General features: G+C 71.7%; 11 protein-coding genes. 9 read left to right on the top strand and 2 right to left on the bottom strand.

Annotated features, from left to right (window positions below):
• The first annotated feature begins 98 nt into the window (after positions 1–98).
• Positions 99–824 (top strand): hypothetical protein, encoded by a 726-nt coding sequence (locus EZ242_RS21120; protein WP_135287169.1) that lies wholly within the window; start codon positions 99–101, stop codon positions 822–824.
• 6 nt (positions 825–830) lie between these two features.
• Here the strand turns inward: EZ242_RS21120 and ppc are convergent, their stop codons facing one another.
• On the bottom strand, positions 831–3656 hold the full coding sequence (gene ppc, locus EZ242_RS21115; RefSeq protein ID WP_135287168.1) for a phosphoenolpyruvate carboxylase: 2826 nt from the start codon (positions 3654–3656) through the stop codon (positions 831–833).
• 127 nt (positions 3657–3783) lie between these two features.
• Here ppc and hemC point away from each other — a divergent pair, with 127 nt between their 5' ends.
• Genes hemC through EZ242_RS21095 form a run of 4 tightly spaced genes read left to right on the top strand, consistent with a single transcriptional unit; the run spans position 3784 to position 7801 of the window.
• Positions 3784–4701 (top strand): hydroxymethylbilane synthase, encoded by a 918-nt coding sequence (hemC, locus tag EZ242_RS21110; RefSeq protein ID WP_240787186.1) that lies wholly within the window; start codon positions 3784–3786, stop codon positions 4699–4701.
• Positions 4698–5453 (top strand): uroporphyrinogen-III synthase, encoded by a 756-nt coding sequence (locus EZ242_RS21105; protein ID WP_135287166.1) that lies wholly within the window; start codon positions 4698–4700, stop codon positions 5451–5453. The genes hemC and EZ242_RS21105 overlap by 4 nt, the downstream gene beginning before the upstream one ends.
• A complete protein-coding gene (locus tag EZ242_RS21100; RefSeq protein ID WP_135287165.1) occupies positions 5450–6493 on the top strand; it encodes a uroporphyrinogen-III C-methyltransferase in 1044 nt (347 codons plus the stop codon). The genes EZ242_RS21105 and EZ242_RS21100 overlap by 4 nt, the downstream gene beginning before the upstream one ends.
• A 54-nt stretch (positions 6494–6547) precedes the next feature.
• Positions 6548–7801 (top strand): heme biosynthesis protein HemY, encoded by a 1254-nt coding sequence (locus tag EZ242_RS21095; RefSeq protein WP_135287164.1) that lies wholly within the window; start codon positions 6548–6550, stop codon positions 7799–7801.
• A gap of 370 nt (positions 7802–8171) precedes the next feature.
• On the opposite strand, the gene EZ242_RS21090 is transcribed toward EZ242_RS21095, so the two are convergent.
• Entirely contained in the window at positions 8172–11381 is a 3210-nt protein-coding gene (locus tag EZ242_RS21090; protein WP_135287163.1) for an Rne/Rng family ribonuclease, read from the bottom strand.
• Between the two features lie 547 nt (positions 11382–11928).
• Here EZ242_RS21090 and EZ242_RS21085 point away from each other — a divergent pair.
• Genes EZ242_RS21085 through EZ242_RS21070 form a run of 4 tightly spaced genes read left to right on the top strand, consistent with a single transcriptional unit; the run spans position 11929 to position 14967 of the window.
• Positions 11929–12945, top strand: coding sequence for an RluA family pseudouridine synthase (locus EZ242_RS21085; RefSeq protein ID WP_135287162.1), 1017 nt, complete (start codon positions 11929–11931; stop codon positions 12943–12945).
• Positions 12926–13585 carry an HAD family hydrolase gene (locus tag EZ242_RS21080; RefSeq protein WP_135287161.1) on the top strand — a complete coding sequence of 220 codons (660 nt, stop codon included), beginning with the start codon at positions 12926–12928 and terminating at the stop codon, positions 13583–13585. Before EZ242_RS21085 ends, EZ242_RS21080 begins: the two co-directional genes overlap by 20 nt.
• A gap of 17 nt (positions 13586–13602) precedes the next feature.
• The gene (locus EZ242_RS21075) at positions 13603–13965 is read left to right on the top strand and encodes a Rieske (2Fe-2S) protein (protein WP_135287160.1); all 363 of its coding nucleotides are present in this window, start codon (positions 13603–13605) and stop codon (positions 13963–13965) included.
• A 3-nt stretch (positions 13966–13968) separates the two neighbouring features.
• Positions 13969–14967, top strand: coding sequence for a S49 family peptidase (locus EZ242_RS21070; RefSeq protein ID WP_240787185.1), 999 nt, complete (start codon positions 13969–13971; stop codon positions 14965–14967).
• Positions 14968–14973: the final 6 nt, after the last annotated feature.

Below are 14973 nucleotides of genomic sequence, written 5' to 3'. Positions count from 1 at the left end.
GGTTACGGATGAGTACAGTGTCCAAACACAAATAAGCGTTCGGAATTACTTCAGGGGGCTGTTTTCCGCCAGGCCGATGCCTGGAAAGAGGGGCTTCTATGGAAATCAGTCGTGGCGCTGGCCGCACCTTCGACATGCAGCAACTGGATGCGCTCTCGAAGGGTGGAAAGGCCTACACCGACAACACCGGCGGATTCACGGTTCTCGAGCCAGGCAAGGCACCGCCTCGATTCTCCGGTGTGATGGGTGCGCTCACGCCGATGGCGAACAAGCAGCTGTACGCGGCCATGCTCGCGACCGGGCGCGCACGGGGACAGCCGGAGGCAGCGCTCAAGAAGGATCTGGCCGCGGCAATGCAGAAGCTGCGAGCCTTGCGCGCCGAGACAGGGCGCCCACCGCCGACCAACGACGAGCTGATGACTGGCGGCATCGCGAGCATGGCGGCGATGCTGCGCGCGCGCGGTCCGGTCTCCACGCAGGACAGCGTCGCGCTGCACCAGCGCAGCGTCGCGGCGCTTCCTGCCGGATCGGCGCGGTCCGCTGCCGTCGGCTCGGGACCCGCCAAGGCGGCGGTTGTCGACGCCGTCAGAAAGCATATGGAGGAAGCCGAGCTGACCAGCCGCTATGGCGGCGATGTGGCCAGGCTGGCCGAGGAGACCGAGAACCGGCTCAAGGCGGCTAATCCCGCGGGGTGGAGCGACCGAAAGGTGGCGGCTGGCGACATCGAGAACGCCGCGAAAGAGGTGGTGACCCAATTCAACGACTGGGTCACCGGAAAAAACCGGGACCCCCTTGCCAGGCCGGACTTGCACACGCTGGACTGAGCACGCTCACCCCGTATTCCGGAGCCCCGCCGCGATCCCGTTGATGGACATGTGGATGCCCTGGTGCACCTCTTCGTCCCCGTGGCCTTCGCGGTAGCGGCGCACCAGTTCCACCTGCAGGTGGTTGAGCGGGTCGATGTAGGGGAAGCGGTGCCGGATGGAACGTTGCAGCGCCGGGTTGCCGGCCAGGCGCTGCTTCTCGCCGGTGATGGCCTGCAGGGCCTCCACCGTGCGCTGCCACTCGGCCTCCAGCGTGGCGAAGACGCGCTTGCGAAGGCGGGCGTCGCCCACCAGCTGCGCGTAGCGTGAGGCCAGGGCCAGGTCGCTCTTGGCCAGCACCATGTCCACGTTGGACAGCAGGGTGCGAAAGAAGGGCCACTGTCGGTACATCTTCTGCAGCAGCGCCAGGCCCTCCTTGCGCCCCATGTCGCCCAGGAACTGCTCGATGGCCGAGCCGAAGCCGTACCAGCCATTGAGCGTGAGCCGGCACTGGCCCCAGCTGAAGCTCCAGGGGATGGCGCGCAGGTCCTCGATGCGCTGGCTGGCCTTGCGGGAAGCCGGGCGCGAGCCGATGTTCAGTTCCGCGATCTCGCGGATCGGCGTGGCGCCGAAGAAGTACTCGGTGAAGCCCGGGGTCTCGTACACCAGCGCGCGGTAGCTGCGCATGCTGGCCTGGGACAGCTGCTCGGCCGCCTCCATGAAGGCCTGCGGCGCGGTCTTGGTGGGCTGCAGCAGCGTGGCCTCCAGCGTGGCCGCCACCAGCGTTTCCAGGTTGCGCCGGCCGATCTCCGGGTTGGCGTACTTGGAGCCGATCACCTCGCCCTGCTCGGTCAGGCGGATCTGCCCGCGCACCGTGCCGGGGGGCTGGGCCAGGATGGCCTCGTAGCTGGGGCCGCCGCCGCGGCCCACGGTGCCGCCGCGGCCGTGGAACATGCGCAGGCGGATCTTGTGGCTGGCGGCCAGCGTCTCGAACAGCTGCACCAGCGCGATCTCGGCCTGGTACAGCTCCCAGTTGCTGGTGAAGATGCCGCCGTCCTTGTTGCTGTCGCTGTAGCCCAGCATGATGTCCTGCTCGGCGCCGGATCGCTGCACCAGCCGCGCGATGCCCGGCAGGGCGTAGAACTCGCGCATGATGGGCGCGGCGTTGCGCAGGTCCTCGATGGTCTCGAAGAGCGGCACGACGATGAGCCGGGCCAGGCCCGCGTCGTCCAGCGTGCCGGTCATCAGGCCCACTTCCTTCTGCAGCAGCAGCACCTCCAGCAGGTCGCTCACGGTTTCGGTGTGGCTGATGATGTAGTGCTTGATCGCCTGGGCGCCGAACTGCTCGCGCAGGCGGCAGGCGGTTTCGAACACGGCGAGTTCGCGGCGCGCGTGGTCGGAGTATTCGGCGCCGATCACGCGCAAGGGACGCGCGTCGCACAGCAGGCGCAGCAGCACCTCGCGCCGGGCCGGCTCCTCGAGCGCCGCGTAGTCGGGCTCGATCCGCGCCACCGCGAGCAGCTCGGCGAGCACGGCCTCGTGCTGGTCGGAGCTCTGGCGCAGGTCCAGCGTGGCCAGGTGGAAGCCGAAAACATCCACCGCGCGAATCAGCGGGCCCAGGCGCTGCGCAACCAAGGCCTCGCCGTGGCTGGCCAGCAGCGAGTCGCGGATGACGTTCAGGTCGCCCAGGAAGTCCTCGGCGCGCGCATAGGGGTTCTGCGGTGCGAGCACGTGGCGGGCCGCCTCGCCGCCGGTGAACGCGCGCAGGCTGGCAGCCAGCCGCGCGTACATGGCGGTGAGCGCGCGCCGATAGGGCTCGTCCACGCGGTGCTCGCTGGTGTCGGGCGAGCGATCGGCCAGTTCCTGCAGGGCGGGCGTCACGGGCACCAGGGTCGCGGACAGGGACAGCTCGCTGCCCAGGAAGTGGACCTCGGTGAGGTAGTGGCGCAGCGCCACCTCGCACTGGCGGCGCAGCGCCAGCTCCAGGGTGTCGGGGCCGACGTTGGGGTTGCCGTCGCGGTCGCCGCCGATCCACATGCCCATGCGCAGGAAGCTGGCCACCCGGTCGTGCCCGAGGTCGCGTTCCAGGTTGGCGTACAGCCGCGGGATCTCGCGCAGGAAAGTCGCCTCGTAGTAGGACAAGGCGTTCTCGATCTCGTCGGCCACGGTGAGCTTGGAAAAACGCAGCAGGCGCGTCTGCCACAGCTGCATCACGCGGGCGCGGATCTGCGCCTCGTTGGCGGCCAGCTCGCGCGGGGCCAGGGCGTCCCGGGGCAGGGCGCGGGACTTGATCTCGTCCCGCTCGGACAGCAGGCGCGCGATCATCCGCTCGGCGTCCAGGATGCTCTTGCGCTGCACCTCGGTGGGGTGCGCGGTGAGCACCGGGGACACGTAGCTTCCGGCCAGCATCTGCGCCACCGCGCGCGGGGCGATGCCGGCCCAGCGCAGGCGCGCCAGGGCGACCTCGATGCTGCCCTCGTGCGTGTCGCCGGCGCGCTCGTGGATGACGCGGCGGCGGATGTGGTGGCGGTCCTCGGCCAGGTTGGCCAGGTGGCTGAAATAGGTGAAGGCGCGGATCACGCTCACGGCCTGCTCGCCCGAGAGCGACTTGAGCAGCGACTTCAGCGCACGGTCGGCCTCGTGGTCCGCGTCGCGCCGGAAGGCGACGGAGAGCTTGCGGATGCGCTCGACGAGGTCGAAGGCGTCCTCGCCTTCCTGTTCGCGGATCACGTCGCCGAGCAGGCGCCCGAGCAGGCGGATGTCCTCCACCAGCGGCTTCTCGTTGTCGCGGGCGCGGCGGGCGGGCGTCGTTTCGGCCGGGCGCGGCGCGGCAGCGGGAGCGGTGGCGGACATGGGGGAGGGCCCTTTGGAATGTGCTTAATTTTGCGGCAGCGCATGCTAGCATCGCCGGTTGTTTTGCCGGGTGCGGTGCCTGCTTCGAAGCGTGCGGCGCCGCGCCATCTCTCCCCGAAGGTTTCCCTTGAGTCAACTGATCATCGCCACCCGCGAGAGCCGTCTGGCGCTGTGGCAGGCGCAGCACGTGCAGTCGCAGCTGCAGGCGCGCGGGCACCAGGTCGGCCTGCTGGGCATGACCACCCGCGGCGACCAGATCCTGGACCGCAGCCTCAGCAAGGTCGGCGGCAAGGGCCTGTTCGTCAAGGAGCTGGAGGTCGCGCTGGAAGAGGGCCGGGCGGACCTGGCGGTGCATTCGCTCAAGGACGTGCCCATGGACCTGCCCGAGGGCTTCGAGCTGGCCTGCGTCATGGAGCGAGAGGACCCGCGCGATGCGCTGGTCTCCAACCGCTTCGCGAGCCTCGCCGAGCTGCCCGCGGGCAGCGTGGTCGGCACCTCCAGCCTGCGCCGCGTGGTGCTGTTGCAGGCGCTGCGGCCGGACCTGCGCATCGAGCCGCTGCGCGGCAACCTGGACACGCGCCTGCGCAAGCTCGACGACGGGCAGTACGAGGCCATCGTTCTGGCGGCCGCCGGGCTGCACCGCCTGGGGCTCGCGGGCCGCATCCGCGCCTGCTTCGCGCCCGAGGACATGCTGCCCGCGGCCGGGCAGGGCGCCCTGGGCATCGAGATCCGCAGCGAGCGGCGCGAACTGGCCGAGGCCCTCGCGCCGCTGGCGCACACGCCGACCTGGCTGGCCGTGGCCGCCGAGCGCGCCGTGAGCCGCGCCATGGGCGGCAGCTGCTCCATGCCGCTGGCGGCGCATGCCCGCTTCGATGCGCAGGGCCAGGTGCTCCACCTGCGTGCCGCCTGGGGCGATCCGGCCGTGCCCGGCCGGCTGGTGCGGGCCGAAGCCTCGGCGCCCGTGGCGGCGCTCGCGCAGGCCGCGGCGCTCGGGCAGGCGGTGGTGGCGCAGCTTCGCGCCGGCGGGGCCGGCCCGGTCCAATGAGCCCGGCCGCGCGGGTGCTGGTGACGCGACCCGCCCGCGAGGCGCTGCGATGGGTCGCGGCCTTGCAGGCGCGTGGCATCGCGGCGCAGGCGCTCCCCTTGATCGAGATCGGGCCGGCGCCCGACACCGATGCCCTGGCCCAGGCGCGGGCGCACCTCCAGGACTGCGCCGCCGTCATGTTCGTGAGCGCCAACGCGGTCGAAGGGCTGCTGCCCACCCCGGGCCACTGGCCGGCGGGGCCGCGGGCCTGGGCCACGGGGCCCGGCACCGGCGAGGCGCTGGAGCGCGCGGGCGTGCCCCTGCAGGCGATCGAGGTGCCGACGCAGCGCTTCGACTCCGAAGCCCTCTGGGAGCGCGTGCGCGGCAGCGTTCGCGCCGGCGACCGCGTGCTGGTGGTCCGGGGCGCCGATGCCAGTGGCGAGCCGAGCGGGCGCGACTGGCTCGCGCAGCACCTGCAGGCCGCCGGCGCCGAGGTGGCCTTCGTTGCCGCCTACCGGCGCATGCGCCCGACCTGGACCGCCGCCGAGCACGCGGCGATGCAGGCGGCGCCGAAGGCCTGGTGGCTTTTCAGCAGCAGCGAGGCGATCGACAACCTGGGCGCGCTCGCGCCGCACACCGACTGGCCGGCCTCGCGGGCCCTGTGCACGCACCCGCGCATCGCACAGGCCGCGCGGGCGCGGGGCTTCGGCACCGTGGTGCAGACGCGGCCGGAGCTGGAGGCGGTCTGCGCCTTCCTACAATCCGCGCCATGACTGCTCCGTTCCCCGGCGCTGCGCCGCTGCCGCCACCCACCGAGCCCGCGAAGACCGACCCGGACCCGCAGGGGGGCCGCCCCGTGCTCTGGCTGCTGGTGATCCTGGTGCTCGTGGCCTTGCTGGCAACCGCAGCGCTCTGGCAGCGGCTCGGCAACATCCAGGAGCAGCTCGCGCGCCAGAGCGCGGATTCCGGCGCCCAGGCGGTCGAGGCCCGCGCCGCCGCCCGCGAGGCCCAGGACCTGGCCCGCCAGACGGCCGCCCGCCAGGCGGTGACCGAGACCCGGCTGAGCGAGGTCGCCCTGCAGCGCACGCAGCTGGAGGATTTGATGCAAAGCCTCTCGCGCTCGCGCGACGAGAGCCTGGTCGCCGACATCGAGGCGGCGCTGCGCCTGGCGCAGCAGCAAAGCCAGCTCACCCTGAGCGCCGAGCCGCTGCTGGCGGCCCTGCGCGCGGCCGAACAGCGCCTGCAGCGCGCCGCGCAGCCCCGGCTGGGGCGGGTGCTCACGGCCATCCAGCAGGACATCGAGCGCATCAAGGCGGCGCCCGTGGCCAACGTGCCCGCGATGCTCGCGCGCCTGGACGAGATGGCCCGCGGCGTGGACGAACTGCCGGTGGCCAATGCCGTCGGCCCCGACTACCAGCGTCAGGCCCGGCGCAGCGAGGCGGCCGAAACGGGCGCCTGGTGGATGCGCGCGCTGGACGTGGTGCGCGACGAGGCGCGCGGGCTGCTGCGCGTCAGCCGCATCGACGACCCGGACGCGGCGCTGCTCACGCCGGAGCAGTCCTTCTTCGCGCGCGAGAACCTCAAGCTCAAGCTGCTGAACGCGCGCCTGTCCATCCTCGCCCGCCAGCCCGAGCTGGCCCGCGCCGACCTGTTGGCCGCGCGCGCCGCGCTGGGCCGCTACTTCGACGCGGGCCGCCGCACGCAGGTGATGGCGGGCAGCCTGGAGCAGATCCAGTCCCAGCTGCGCAACGTCGAGATGCCGCGCATCGACCAGACGCTGGCCCTGCTCGATGCCACCGCCGCGGCGAGGTAAGTCCATGCGACAGCCCCGACTGCCTGTCTTGCGCCCCCCCGGAGATCCCCGCTGATGCGCGCCGCCCTCTGGCTCCTCGCCCTGTTCGGCGTGGCCGTGGCCATCGCCCTGTTCGCCGGCAACAACCAGGGCACGGTCACCCTGTTCTGGCCGCCCTGGCGGATCGACCTGTCGCTGAACCTGGTGCTGCTGCTGCTGCTGGCCGGCTTCGTCTTCCTGCATGCGGCCCTGCGGGCGCTGTCGGCCCTGTTCGCGCTGCCCCGGCAGGCGCTGCGCTGGCGCAACCAGCAGAAGGAACGGGCCATGCACGCGCTGCTGGTCGATGCCACCGCCCACCTCATGGCCGGGCGTTTCGTGCGGGCGCGCAAGGCGGCCGAAGCGGCGCTGGTGCAGGAACAGTCGCTGGCCTCGGCCGGCGAGAAGGTCGGGCATGCCGGTTCGCTGCGGGCCCTGGCGCACGTGCTGGCCGCCGAAAGCGCGCAGGCCCTGCAGGACCGGGCCGCCCGCGAGCACCACCTGCAGCTGGCGCTGGACCCGACGGCCTTGCGCGACGCGCCGGCAATGCGTGAAGGCGCGCTCATGCGGGCGGCGCGCTGGGCGCTGGACGAGCGCGATCCGCAGGCGGCCGAAGCCTGGCTGCGCGAGTTGCCGCAGGGCGCGGCGCGGCGCACGCTGGCCCTGCGCATGAAGCTCAAGGCCGCGCGCCTTGCGGGACACACCGAAGAAGCCCTGGACACCGCGCGCCTGCTGGCCAAGCACCGCGCCTTCTCACCGGCGGCCGGCCAGAGCATCGTGCGCGGGCTGGCGGTCGATCTCCTGAACAGCGCCCACGACGTGGGCCAGCTCCAGCGCGCCTGGAACGCGCTAGAACCGGCCGAACGCCAGATGCCGGAACTGGCGATCCATGCGTCGCAGCGCCTGCTGCAACTGGGGGGCGAGCCCGAGCAGGCGCGCCAGTGGCTGCTGCCGGTGTGGGAGCGCTACGAGAGCCTGTCCGATGCCGTGAAGGTGCGGCTGGTGCATGCGCTGGAAGACGGACTGGAGTCCATCGACGCGCAGTGGCTGGCCCGCATCGAGTCCGCCCAGCGGGCCGACCCGCGCGATCCGGTGCTGCAGTACCTGGCCGGCATGGCCTGCATGAAGCGCCAGCTCTGGGGCAAGGCGCAGCAGCTGCTCACGCAGGCCGCGCTTGGCCTGCAGGACGCGGGCCTGCACCGCCAGGCCTGGCGCGCCATGGCCTCGCTGGCCGAGGAGCGCGGCGACGCCACGACGGCGGCCGAGGCCTGGAAGCGGGCCGCCAATCCCTAGGCGCGAAGCCCGACGCCCTCCGGTGGGTTGCCGGCGAACGGCGCAGAGACGAGCTTGCATTCACCGCGGCCGAGGCAGTGGGCGAAGGCATGCCGATCAAGCACATCCGTTCGCCTTGAAACCTGTCAAAGGGCTCGCGTGGTGGTTTCGCGCGATGGGCTTCGACAGGCTCGGCCCGAACGGATGGGACCCGACGGGGCGTGAAGTCGCTGTTTGTTGAGGGCTTGTCGAAGCCCATCGCGCGACACCAAATTCCGCCTCGGGCACATCCGTTCGCCCTACGCGTATCGACGAAGGGCAAAGAGTTGCTTCGGACGGGGCGAGCCCTGCAGGCCCTTCACCGCGGCTGCGGCCGCGGTGAAGGCGTGGCTCAGGCCGACGCGCCGGGCTCGTTCGGCGTCTGGAACTGCCGCAGGTCGCGTTTCGTTTCGACCAGCACCAGCGGACCTTCGTCGATCACCACCGGGGCAGGGCGCTCACGCGGCACGTGCACTGGCTGCGGCTCGGCCGCCATCGCGGCCTGGACTGCGGCGACCTTCTGCGCGTCCGAGCTGACCCACTGCAGGCCCGAGCCTTCGGCCACCTGGGCCAGCTCGCCGACCGGCAGCTCGTAGGCCTGCACCTTGGGCAGCGCCGCACCGGCACGGGCGGCGGGGGCGGCCGGCTCGGCCGCAACCGGCGCCGCTTCATCGTCGGCGACGAAGCCGGTGGCGTAGCGCGGACGGCGCGGCTCGACCTCGATGATCAGCTCGCCGGCGGGCGCGGGCGGCTCGTCGGCGGTGGCGGCCTCCTCGCGCGGGGCGCGCTCGGCACGGTCGCCGCGCTCACCGCGTTCACGGCGCTCGCGGCCATAGCGGTCACGCGAACGGCGCTCGCGTCGGACTTCACCGTTGTCGCCGGCGGCGGACGTTTCCGTGGTCTCGCCGGCGGTCTCGGCCGCAGCGGCCTGCGCGACCAGTTCCACTTCGGCCTGGATCAGCGTGGCCTGCTCGGCGGAGTCGATGCCGGCGACCGCGGCCTGCTCGGAGGCGGGCGCTTCGTCGCGTCCACGACCGGGCCGGCGTTCGCCACGCTCGCGCCGACCTTCCCCGCGCTCGCGGCGGCCTTCGCCGCGCTCGCCGCCTTCGCCACGGGGCGCGCGCTCGGCACGCTCGGCCGCGGGCACGGCCTCGTCCAGGGTCTCGGGCGATGCGGCCAGCCCGGTGAGCTCGTCCGCCTGCACGCCGGCTTCGGTTTCGCGGGGCGGGCGGGCTTCGCGCGGCTCACGCGGGCCGCGGCCTTCGCGGGGCTCGCGCGGCTGGCGGGCCTCACGGGGTTCGCGGGCCTCCCGGCCATCGCGGCCTTCGTGGCCCTCGCGCGATTCACGAGCCTCTCGCGGTTCACGCCCCTCGCGCGATTCACGCGGTTCACGCCCCTCACGCGGTTCACGCGCCTCGCGCGATTCACGTGGTTCACGCCCCTCGCGCGGTTCACGCGCCTCGCGGGCCGGGCGGCCCTCGCGCAGGTCGAGCGCTTCACGCCCTTCGCGCGACTCGCGGCCTTCCCTGGGTTCGCGGCCTTCGCGGCCCTCCCTCGGTTCGCGGCCTTCCCGGTCGCCGCGACCGCGGCGGCCTTCGCGCGCCTCGGTGCCGCGGGCGCTCGCCTCGACGGCCTCGCCGGAGGCAGCGCGGGCCTCGCCGGTGCGGCCCTCGGAGCGACCGCGGCCACGACCGCGGCCACGGCCTTCCGAGCGGCCCTCGCCGCGGCCTTCACCGCGCGGCTCGCGCCGTGCTTCCGGCACGCTGGCCGGCGCCGGGGCCTCGGCGGGCGCGGCCGCCGGCGGCGGCGAGATGGCGGCGAACAGGGCCTTGAGCCAGCCCATGAAGCCGTCCACCGGTGCGGCGGCGGGTGCGGGCGCGGGAGCGGGTGCCGGCGCGCGCGCCGCGGCCGGTGCCGCCGTGCGCGTGGGTTCCGGGCGCGGCGGCGCGATCGGCGCCGGTGCGTCGGGCAGCACGCCCTTGATCACCGGCTCCTGCCGGTTGGTGCGCTCCTGCGAGCGGCGGGTGACGGTGGTCGGGTCCTCGACCTCGACGGCCATGTGGTAGCTGGCCACGAGGCTGTCCAGGCGCGGGTCGTCGTGCTTGAGGCGATCCAGCTTGTAGTGCGGCGTGTCCAGGGACTTGTTGGGGATCATGATCACGCTGATCCGCTGCTTCAGCTCGATCTTGGCGATCTCGGTGCGCTTCTCGTTCAGCAGGAAGGAAGCCACTTCCACCGGCACCTGCACGTGCACGGCGGCGGTGCTGTCCTTCATGGACTCTTCCTGAATGATGCGCAGGATCTGCAGCGCCGAGCTCTCCGTGTCGCGGATGTGCCCGTGGCCGCCGCAGCGCGGGCAGGGGATGGACGCGCCTTCGGACAGGGACGGGCGCAGGCGCTGGCGGCTCATCTCCATGAGGCCGAACTTGCTGATGGTGCCGAACTGCACGCGGGCGCGGTCCTGGCGCAGCGCGTCGCGCAGGCGGTTTTCCACCTCGCGCCGGTTCTTCGACTCCTCCATGTCGATGAAGTCGATGACGATCAGGCCGCCCAGGTCGCGCAGGCGCATCTGGCGGGCGACCTCGTCGGCGGCCTCCAGGTTGGTGCGGGTGGCCGTTTCCTCGATGTCGCCGCCCTTGATGGCGCGGGCCGAGTTGACGTCGATGGAGACCAGCGCCTCCGTGTGGTCGATGACGATCACGCCACCCGAGGGCAGCTTGACCTCGCGGGCGTAGGCCGACTCGATCTGGTGTTCGATCTGGAAGCGGCTGAACAGGGGCGCATCGTCCCGGTAGCGCTTGACCTTGGCCGCGTGCTCCGGCATCACGTGCGCCATGAACTGGTGCGCCTGGTCGAAGATGTCGTCGGTGTCGATCAGGATGTCGCCGATGTCGTGATTGAAGTAGTCACGAATGGCGCGGATGACGAGCGAGGATTCCTGGTAGATGAGGAAGGCGCCCTTGCCGCCCTTGGCGGCGCCGTCGATGGCGTTCCACAGCTTCAGCAGGTAGTTCAGGTCCCACTGGAGTTCGGGCGCGCTGCGGCCGATGCCGGCGGTGCGCGCGATGATGGACATGCCGTTGGGATATTCCAGCTGGTCCATCGCCTCCTTGAGCTCGGCGCGGTCATCGCCCTCGATGCGGCGGCTCACGCCACCGCCGCGCGGGTTGTTGGGCATCAGCACCACGTAGCGGCCGGCCAGCGAGATGAAGGTGGTGAGCGCCGCGCCCTTGTTGCCGCGCTCTTCCTTCTCCACCTGCACCAGCAGTTCCTGGCCTTCCTTGATGACGTCGTTGATCCGCGCCTGGGAGACGGGGACGCCCTGCTGGAAGTACTGGCGGGAGATTTCCTTGAACGGCAGGAAGCCGTGGCGGTCCTCGCCGTAATCGACGAAGCAGGCCTCCAGGCTGGGCTCGACGCGTGTCACCACGGCCTTGTAGATGTTGCCCTTGCGCTGCTCGCGCCCTTCGATCTCGATTTCGTAGTCGAGGAGCTTCTGTCCATCGACGATGGCCAGCCGGCGCTCTTCGGCCTGCGTGGCATTGATCAGCATACGCTTCATCGCGTCACCTTCTTGTTGTCAAACATGGTTCACCCGGGGCTGGGAGCCTCGGGTCCACGATGCCAGGTGCGGCTTCGAAGCGAGAGGGAATTGCCTAGAGGGCCCAGCCCGTCGGACGGATGTCCAGGGGGCGTGGCCGGGGCGCGTGGACGGTGGCGAGCGGACGGCGGCCGGGTGGGCGCCCCTGGTGTGCCGCGGGCCGCGCGGCTTTCGCCGGCCCGCCGGGCCCTGCGCACGCGGCGCGGGGCGGCGCGCGCAGGCCCGCGGCCGGGCTCGGGAGCCCGGGCCACAAAGCATGCAGCATCGCCATGAACACAGGTGTCGTCTCGCTTCTGTCCGCCTGGCAGCGCCATGGCTGCCGGGCTTGTATTCCGTATCGGTGCGTTCGAAGTCGTCCCGGGGCTGGGACCCCGCCGGGCCACCGCCAGACTTCGGCTGGCGGCGCTCCCGCGCGTGTGGATTCCAGTGGCATCGACCTTACCGGCGGCCGCGGGCGTGGTGGTGGAATAAACTCCAAGAAAAATCAACCACTTACGTCAGCGCGCCAGTGAAACAGATTATAGGGGGCAGCGGCGGGCCCGGCGCCGCGCAGGCGAGCACCCTGCAAGTGGATGAAGAATCCGCCGGCCAGCGCCTCGACAACTTCCTGGTGCGGCACCTCAAGGGCGTTCCCAAGAGCCACGTTTACCGGATCATCCGCAGCGGCGAAGTACGCGTGAACAAGGGCCGCGCCGCCGCCGACGACCGGGTGGCCGCCGGCGACGTGGTGCGCGTGCCGCCGGTGCGGCTGTCGGCCCAGGTCGGGCTCAAGCAGGAACGGCCGGCGCCCGCGCGCGAGTTCCCCGTGCTCTACGAGGACGAACACCTGCTCGCGATCGACAAGCCGGCCGGCGTGGCCGTGCACGGCGGCAGCGGCGTGAGCTTCGGCGTCATCGAGCAGCTGCGCCAGGCCCGGCCGCAGGCGCGGTTCCTGGAACTGGTGCACCGCCTGGACCGCGAGACCTCCGGGCTGCTGCTGGTGGCCAAGCGCCGCTCGGCGCTGACCCGCCTGCAGGACCAGTTCCGCGAGCGCGAGACCGGCAAGACCTACCTGGCCCTGGTGAGCGGCCGCTGGCCCGCCAGCCGCAAGGTGATCGACATCCCGCTGCACAAGTACCTGCAGGCCGATGGCGAGCGGCGCGTGCGGGTGGTGGCCAGGGACGACCCCGAGGGCATGCGCTCGATCACGCTGGTCAAGGTCGGCCGCGTGCTAGCGTCGCCGCAGCTCGCACGCGCCGGCCTCGCGGAGGCCTCGCTGCTGGAAGTGACCATCAAGACCGGCCGCACGCACCAGATCCGGGTGCACCTGGCGTCCCAGGGCCATCCCATCCTGGGCGACGACAAGTACGGGCAGTTCGAGGTGAACAAGGCGCTGTCGCGCGAAGGCCTGCGGCGCATGTTCCTTCACGCCTGGCGTTTACAGTTCGCCCATCCGGCCAGCGCCGAGCCCATCGCCCTGGTGGCGCCCCTTCCCGCCGAGCTTCACGCCTTCACCGACCCGCACGATGCGTCCCCGCCAGTTTGACCTGATCGCCTTCGACTGGGACGGCACCCTGTTCGATTCCACCGCCATCATCGTGCGCTGCATCCAGCGCGCCGTGGTGGATGTGGGCGGCCGAGAGCCCAGCGAGCGCTCGGCGGCCTACGTGATCGGCATGAGCCTGCACCAGGCCCTCGCGCATGCCGCGCCGGACGTGCCCGCCGACAAGTACCCCGAGCTGGGGGCACGCTACCGCCATCACTACGCCGCGCATCACGACGACCTGTGCCTGTTCGAGGGCGTGCTGCCGATGCTGCAGGCGCTCAAGGCGCGCCATCACCGGCTGGCCGTGGCCACGGGCAAGTCCCGCCGTGGGCTGGACGAGGCGCTGCACTCGGCCGCGCTGGCCGGCGTCTTCGACGGCTCCCGCACCGCCGATGAGACGGCCGGCAAGCCCCACCCGCTCATGCTGCATGAGCTGATGGAGGAGTTCGGCGTGGCGCCTGCGCGCACGCTGATGATCGGCGACACCACGCACGACCTGCAGATGGCCCGCAATGCCGGCTGCGCTGCGGTGGGGGTGAGCTACGGCGCGCATGAGATCGATGGCTTCCACGACCTGGCGCCGCGGTTCATTGCTCACTCGGTGCGCGAACTGCACGACTGGCTTCAGGCGAACGCCTGAGCGGAAAGAGGCGCTGCATGGACGCCATCGCGCTGTGCAACTCCGCCGACCTGGTCGAGGCCGGACCGGCCGTACCTTTCGATGTGATCTACGGCGGCCAGAGCTGCCGCGCCTTTGCCGTGCGCTGGCGCGGGCAGGTGCACGCCTACCTCAACCGCTGCGCGCACGTGGCCATGGAGATGGACTGGCAGCCGAACCGCTTCTTCGACGACAGCGGCCGCTGGCTGCTGTGCGCCTCGCACGGTGCCGCCTACGAGCCCGACAGCGGCCGCTGCGCCGGGGGGCCTTGCCGGGGCGGGCTGGTCAAGATCGCCCTCTCTGAAAGCGAGGGCGTGGTGCGCTGGCATACTGCCTTCAACCTCCAACCGCTGGTGTTCTGACCGATGTCCGACCGTCCCCCGCCCGAAGAGTCGGGCCTTCCCCCGTCGCCTTCCCCCGTCGCCTCCGAATCCGCCTCCGGCTGGGAGCGCGGCTCGCTCGAACGCCTGATGCTGGCCAACCTGCAGGAGCAGCGCGCGGCGCGCCGCTGGCGCGTGGGCCTGCGCGTGGCCTGGCTGGTGTTCCTGGTGTTTCTTGCGTGGGCGCTGCTCTGGCGCGGCGGCCCGAGTTCGGCGAGCAAGGCGCTGCCGCATACCGCACTCGTCGAGATCCGCGGCGCCATCAGCGCCGACGACACCAACAGCGCGGAGAACGTGGTGGCTTCGCTGCGCAGCGCCTTCGAGGACGCGGGCGCGCAGGGCGTGGTGCTCCTGATCGACTCGCCCGGCGGCAGCCCGGTGCAGGCCGGCCTCATCAACGACGAGATCCAGCGCCTGCGCGAGAAGCACAAGAAGCCGATCTACACCGTGGTGGAGGAGTCCTGCGCTTCGGCCGCCTATTACATCGCCGCAGCCACGGACCGCATCTACGTGAACAAGGCCAGCATCGTCGGCAGCATCGGCGTACTGATGGACGGGTTCGGTTTCACCGGGCTGATCGACAAACTCGGCATCGAGCGCCGCCTCATCACGGCCGGCGAGCACAAGGGTTTCCTGGATCCGTTCCGGCCGCAGACCGCGCAGGACCGCGCCTATGTGAAGGACATGCTGCAGGAGGTGCACCAGCAGTTCATCGACGTCGTGCGCCAGGGCCGCGGCAAGCGCCTCAAGGAAGACGCCGAGTTGTTCTCAGGCCTGTTCTGGACCGGCTCGCGCGCGATCGAGCTGGGCCTGGCCGACCAGCTCGGAAGCCTGGATTACGTGGCCCGCGAGGTGCTCAAGGCCGAGGAGGTGATCGACTACACCCGGCGCGAGAACCTGGCCGAGCGCCTGGCCTCGCGCTTCGGCGCCTCGATCGGGACGGGCGCCGTCCGCGCGCTGCAGCTCGCGCCTTCCATCCGCTGAGCCGCC

The organism is Ramlibacter rhizophilus (genome assembly GCF_004681965.1).
GTDB classification, from domain to species: domain Bacteria; phylum Pseudomonadota; class Gammaproteobacteria; order Burkholderiales; family Burkholderiaceae_C; genus Ramlibacter; species Ramlibacter rhizophilus.
The sequence above is the reverse complement of the archived record's forward strand: the minus strand, read 5'-3'. Positions and strand labels throughout refer to the sequence as shown.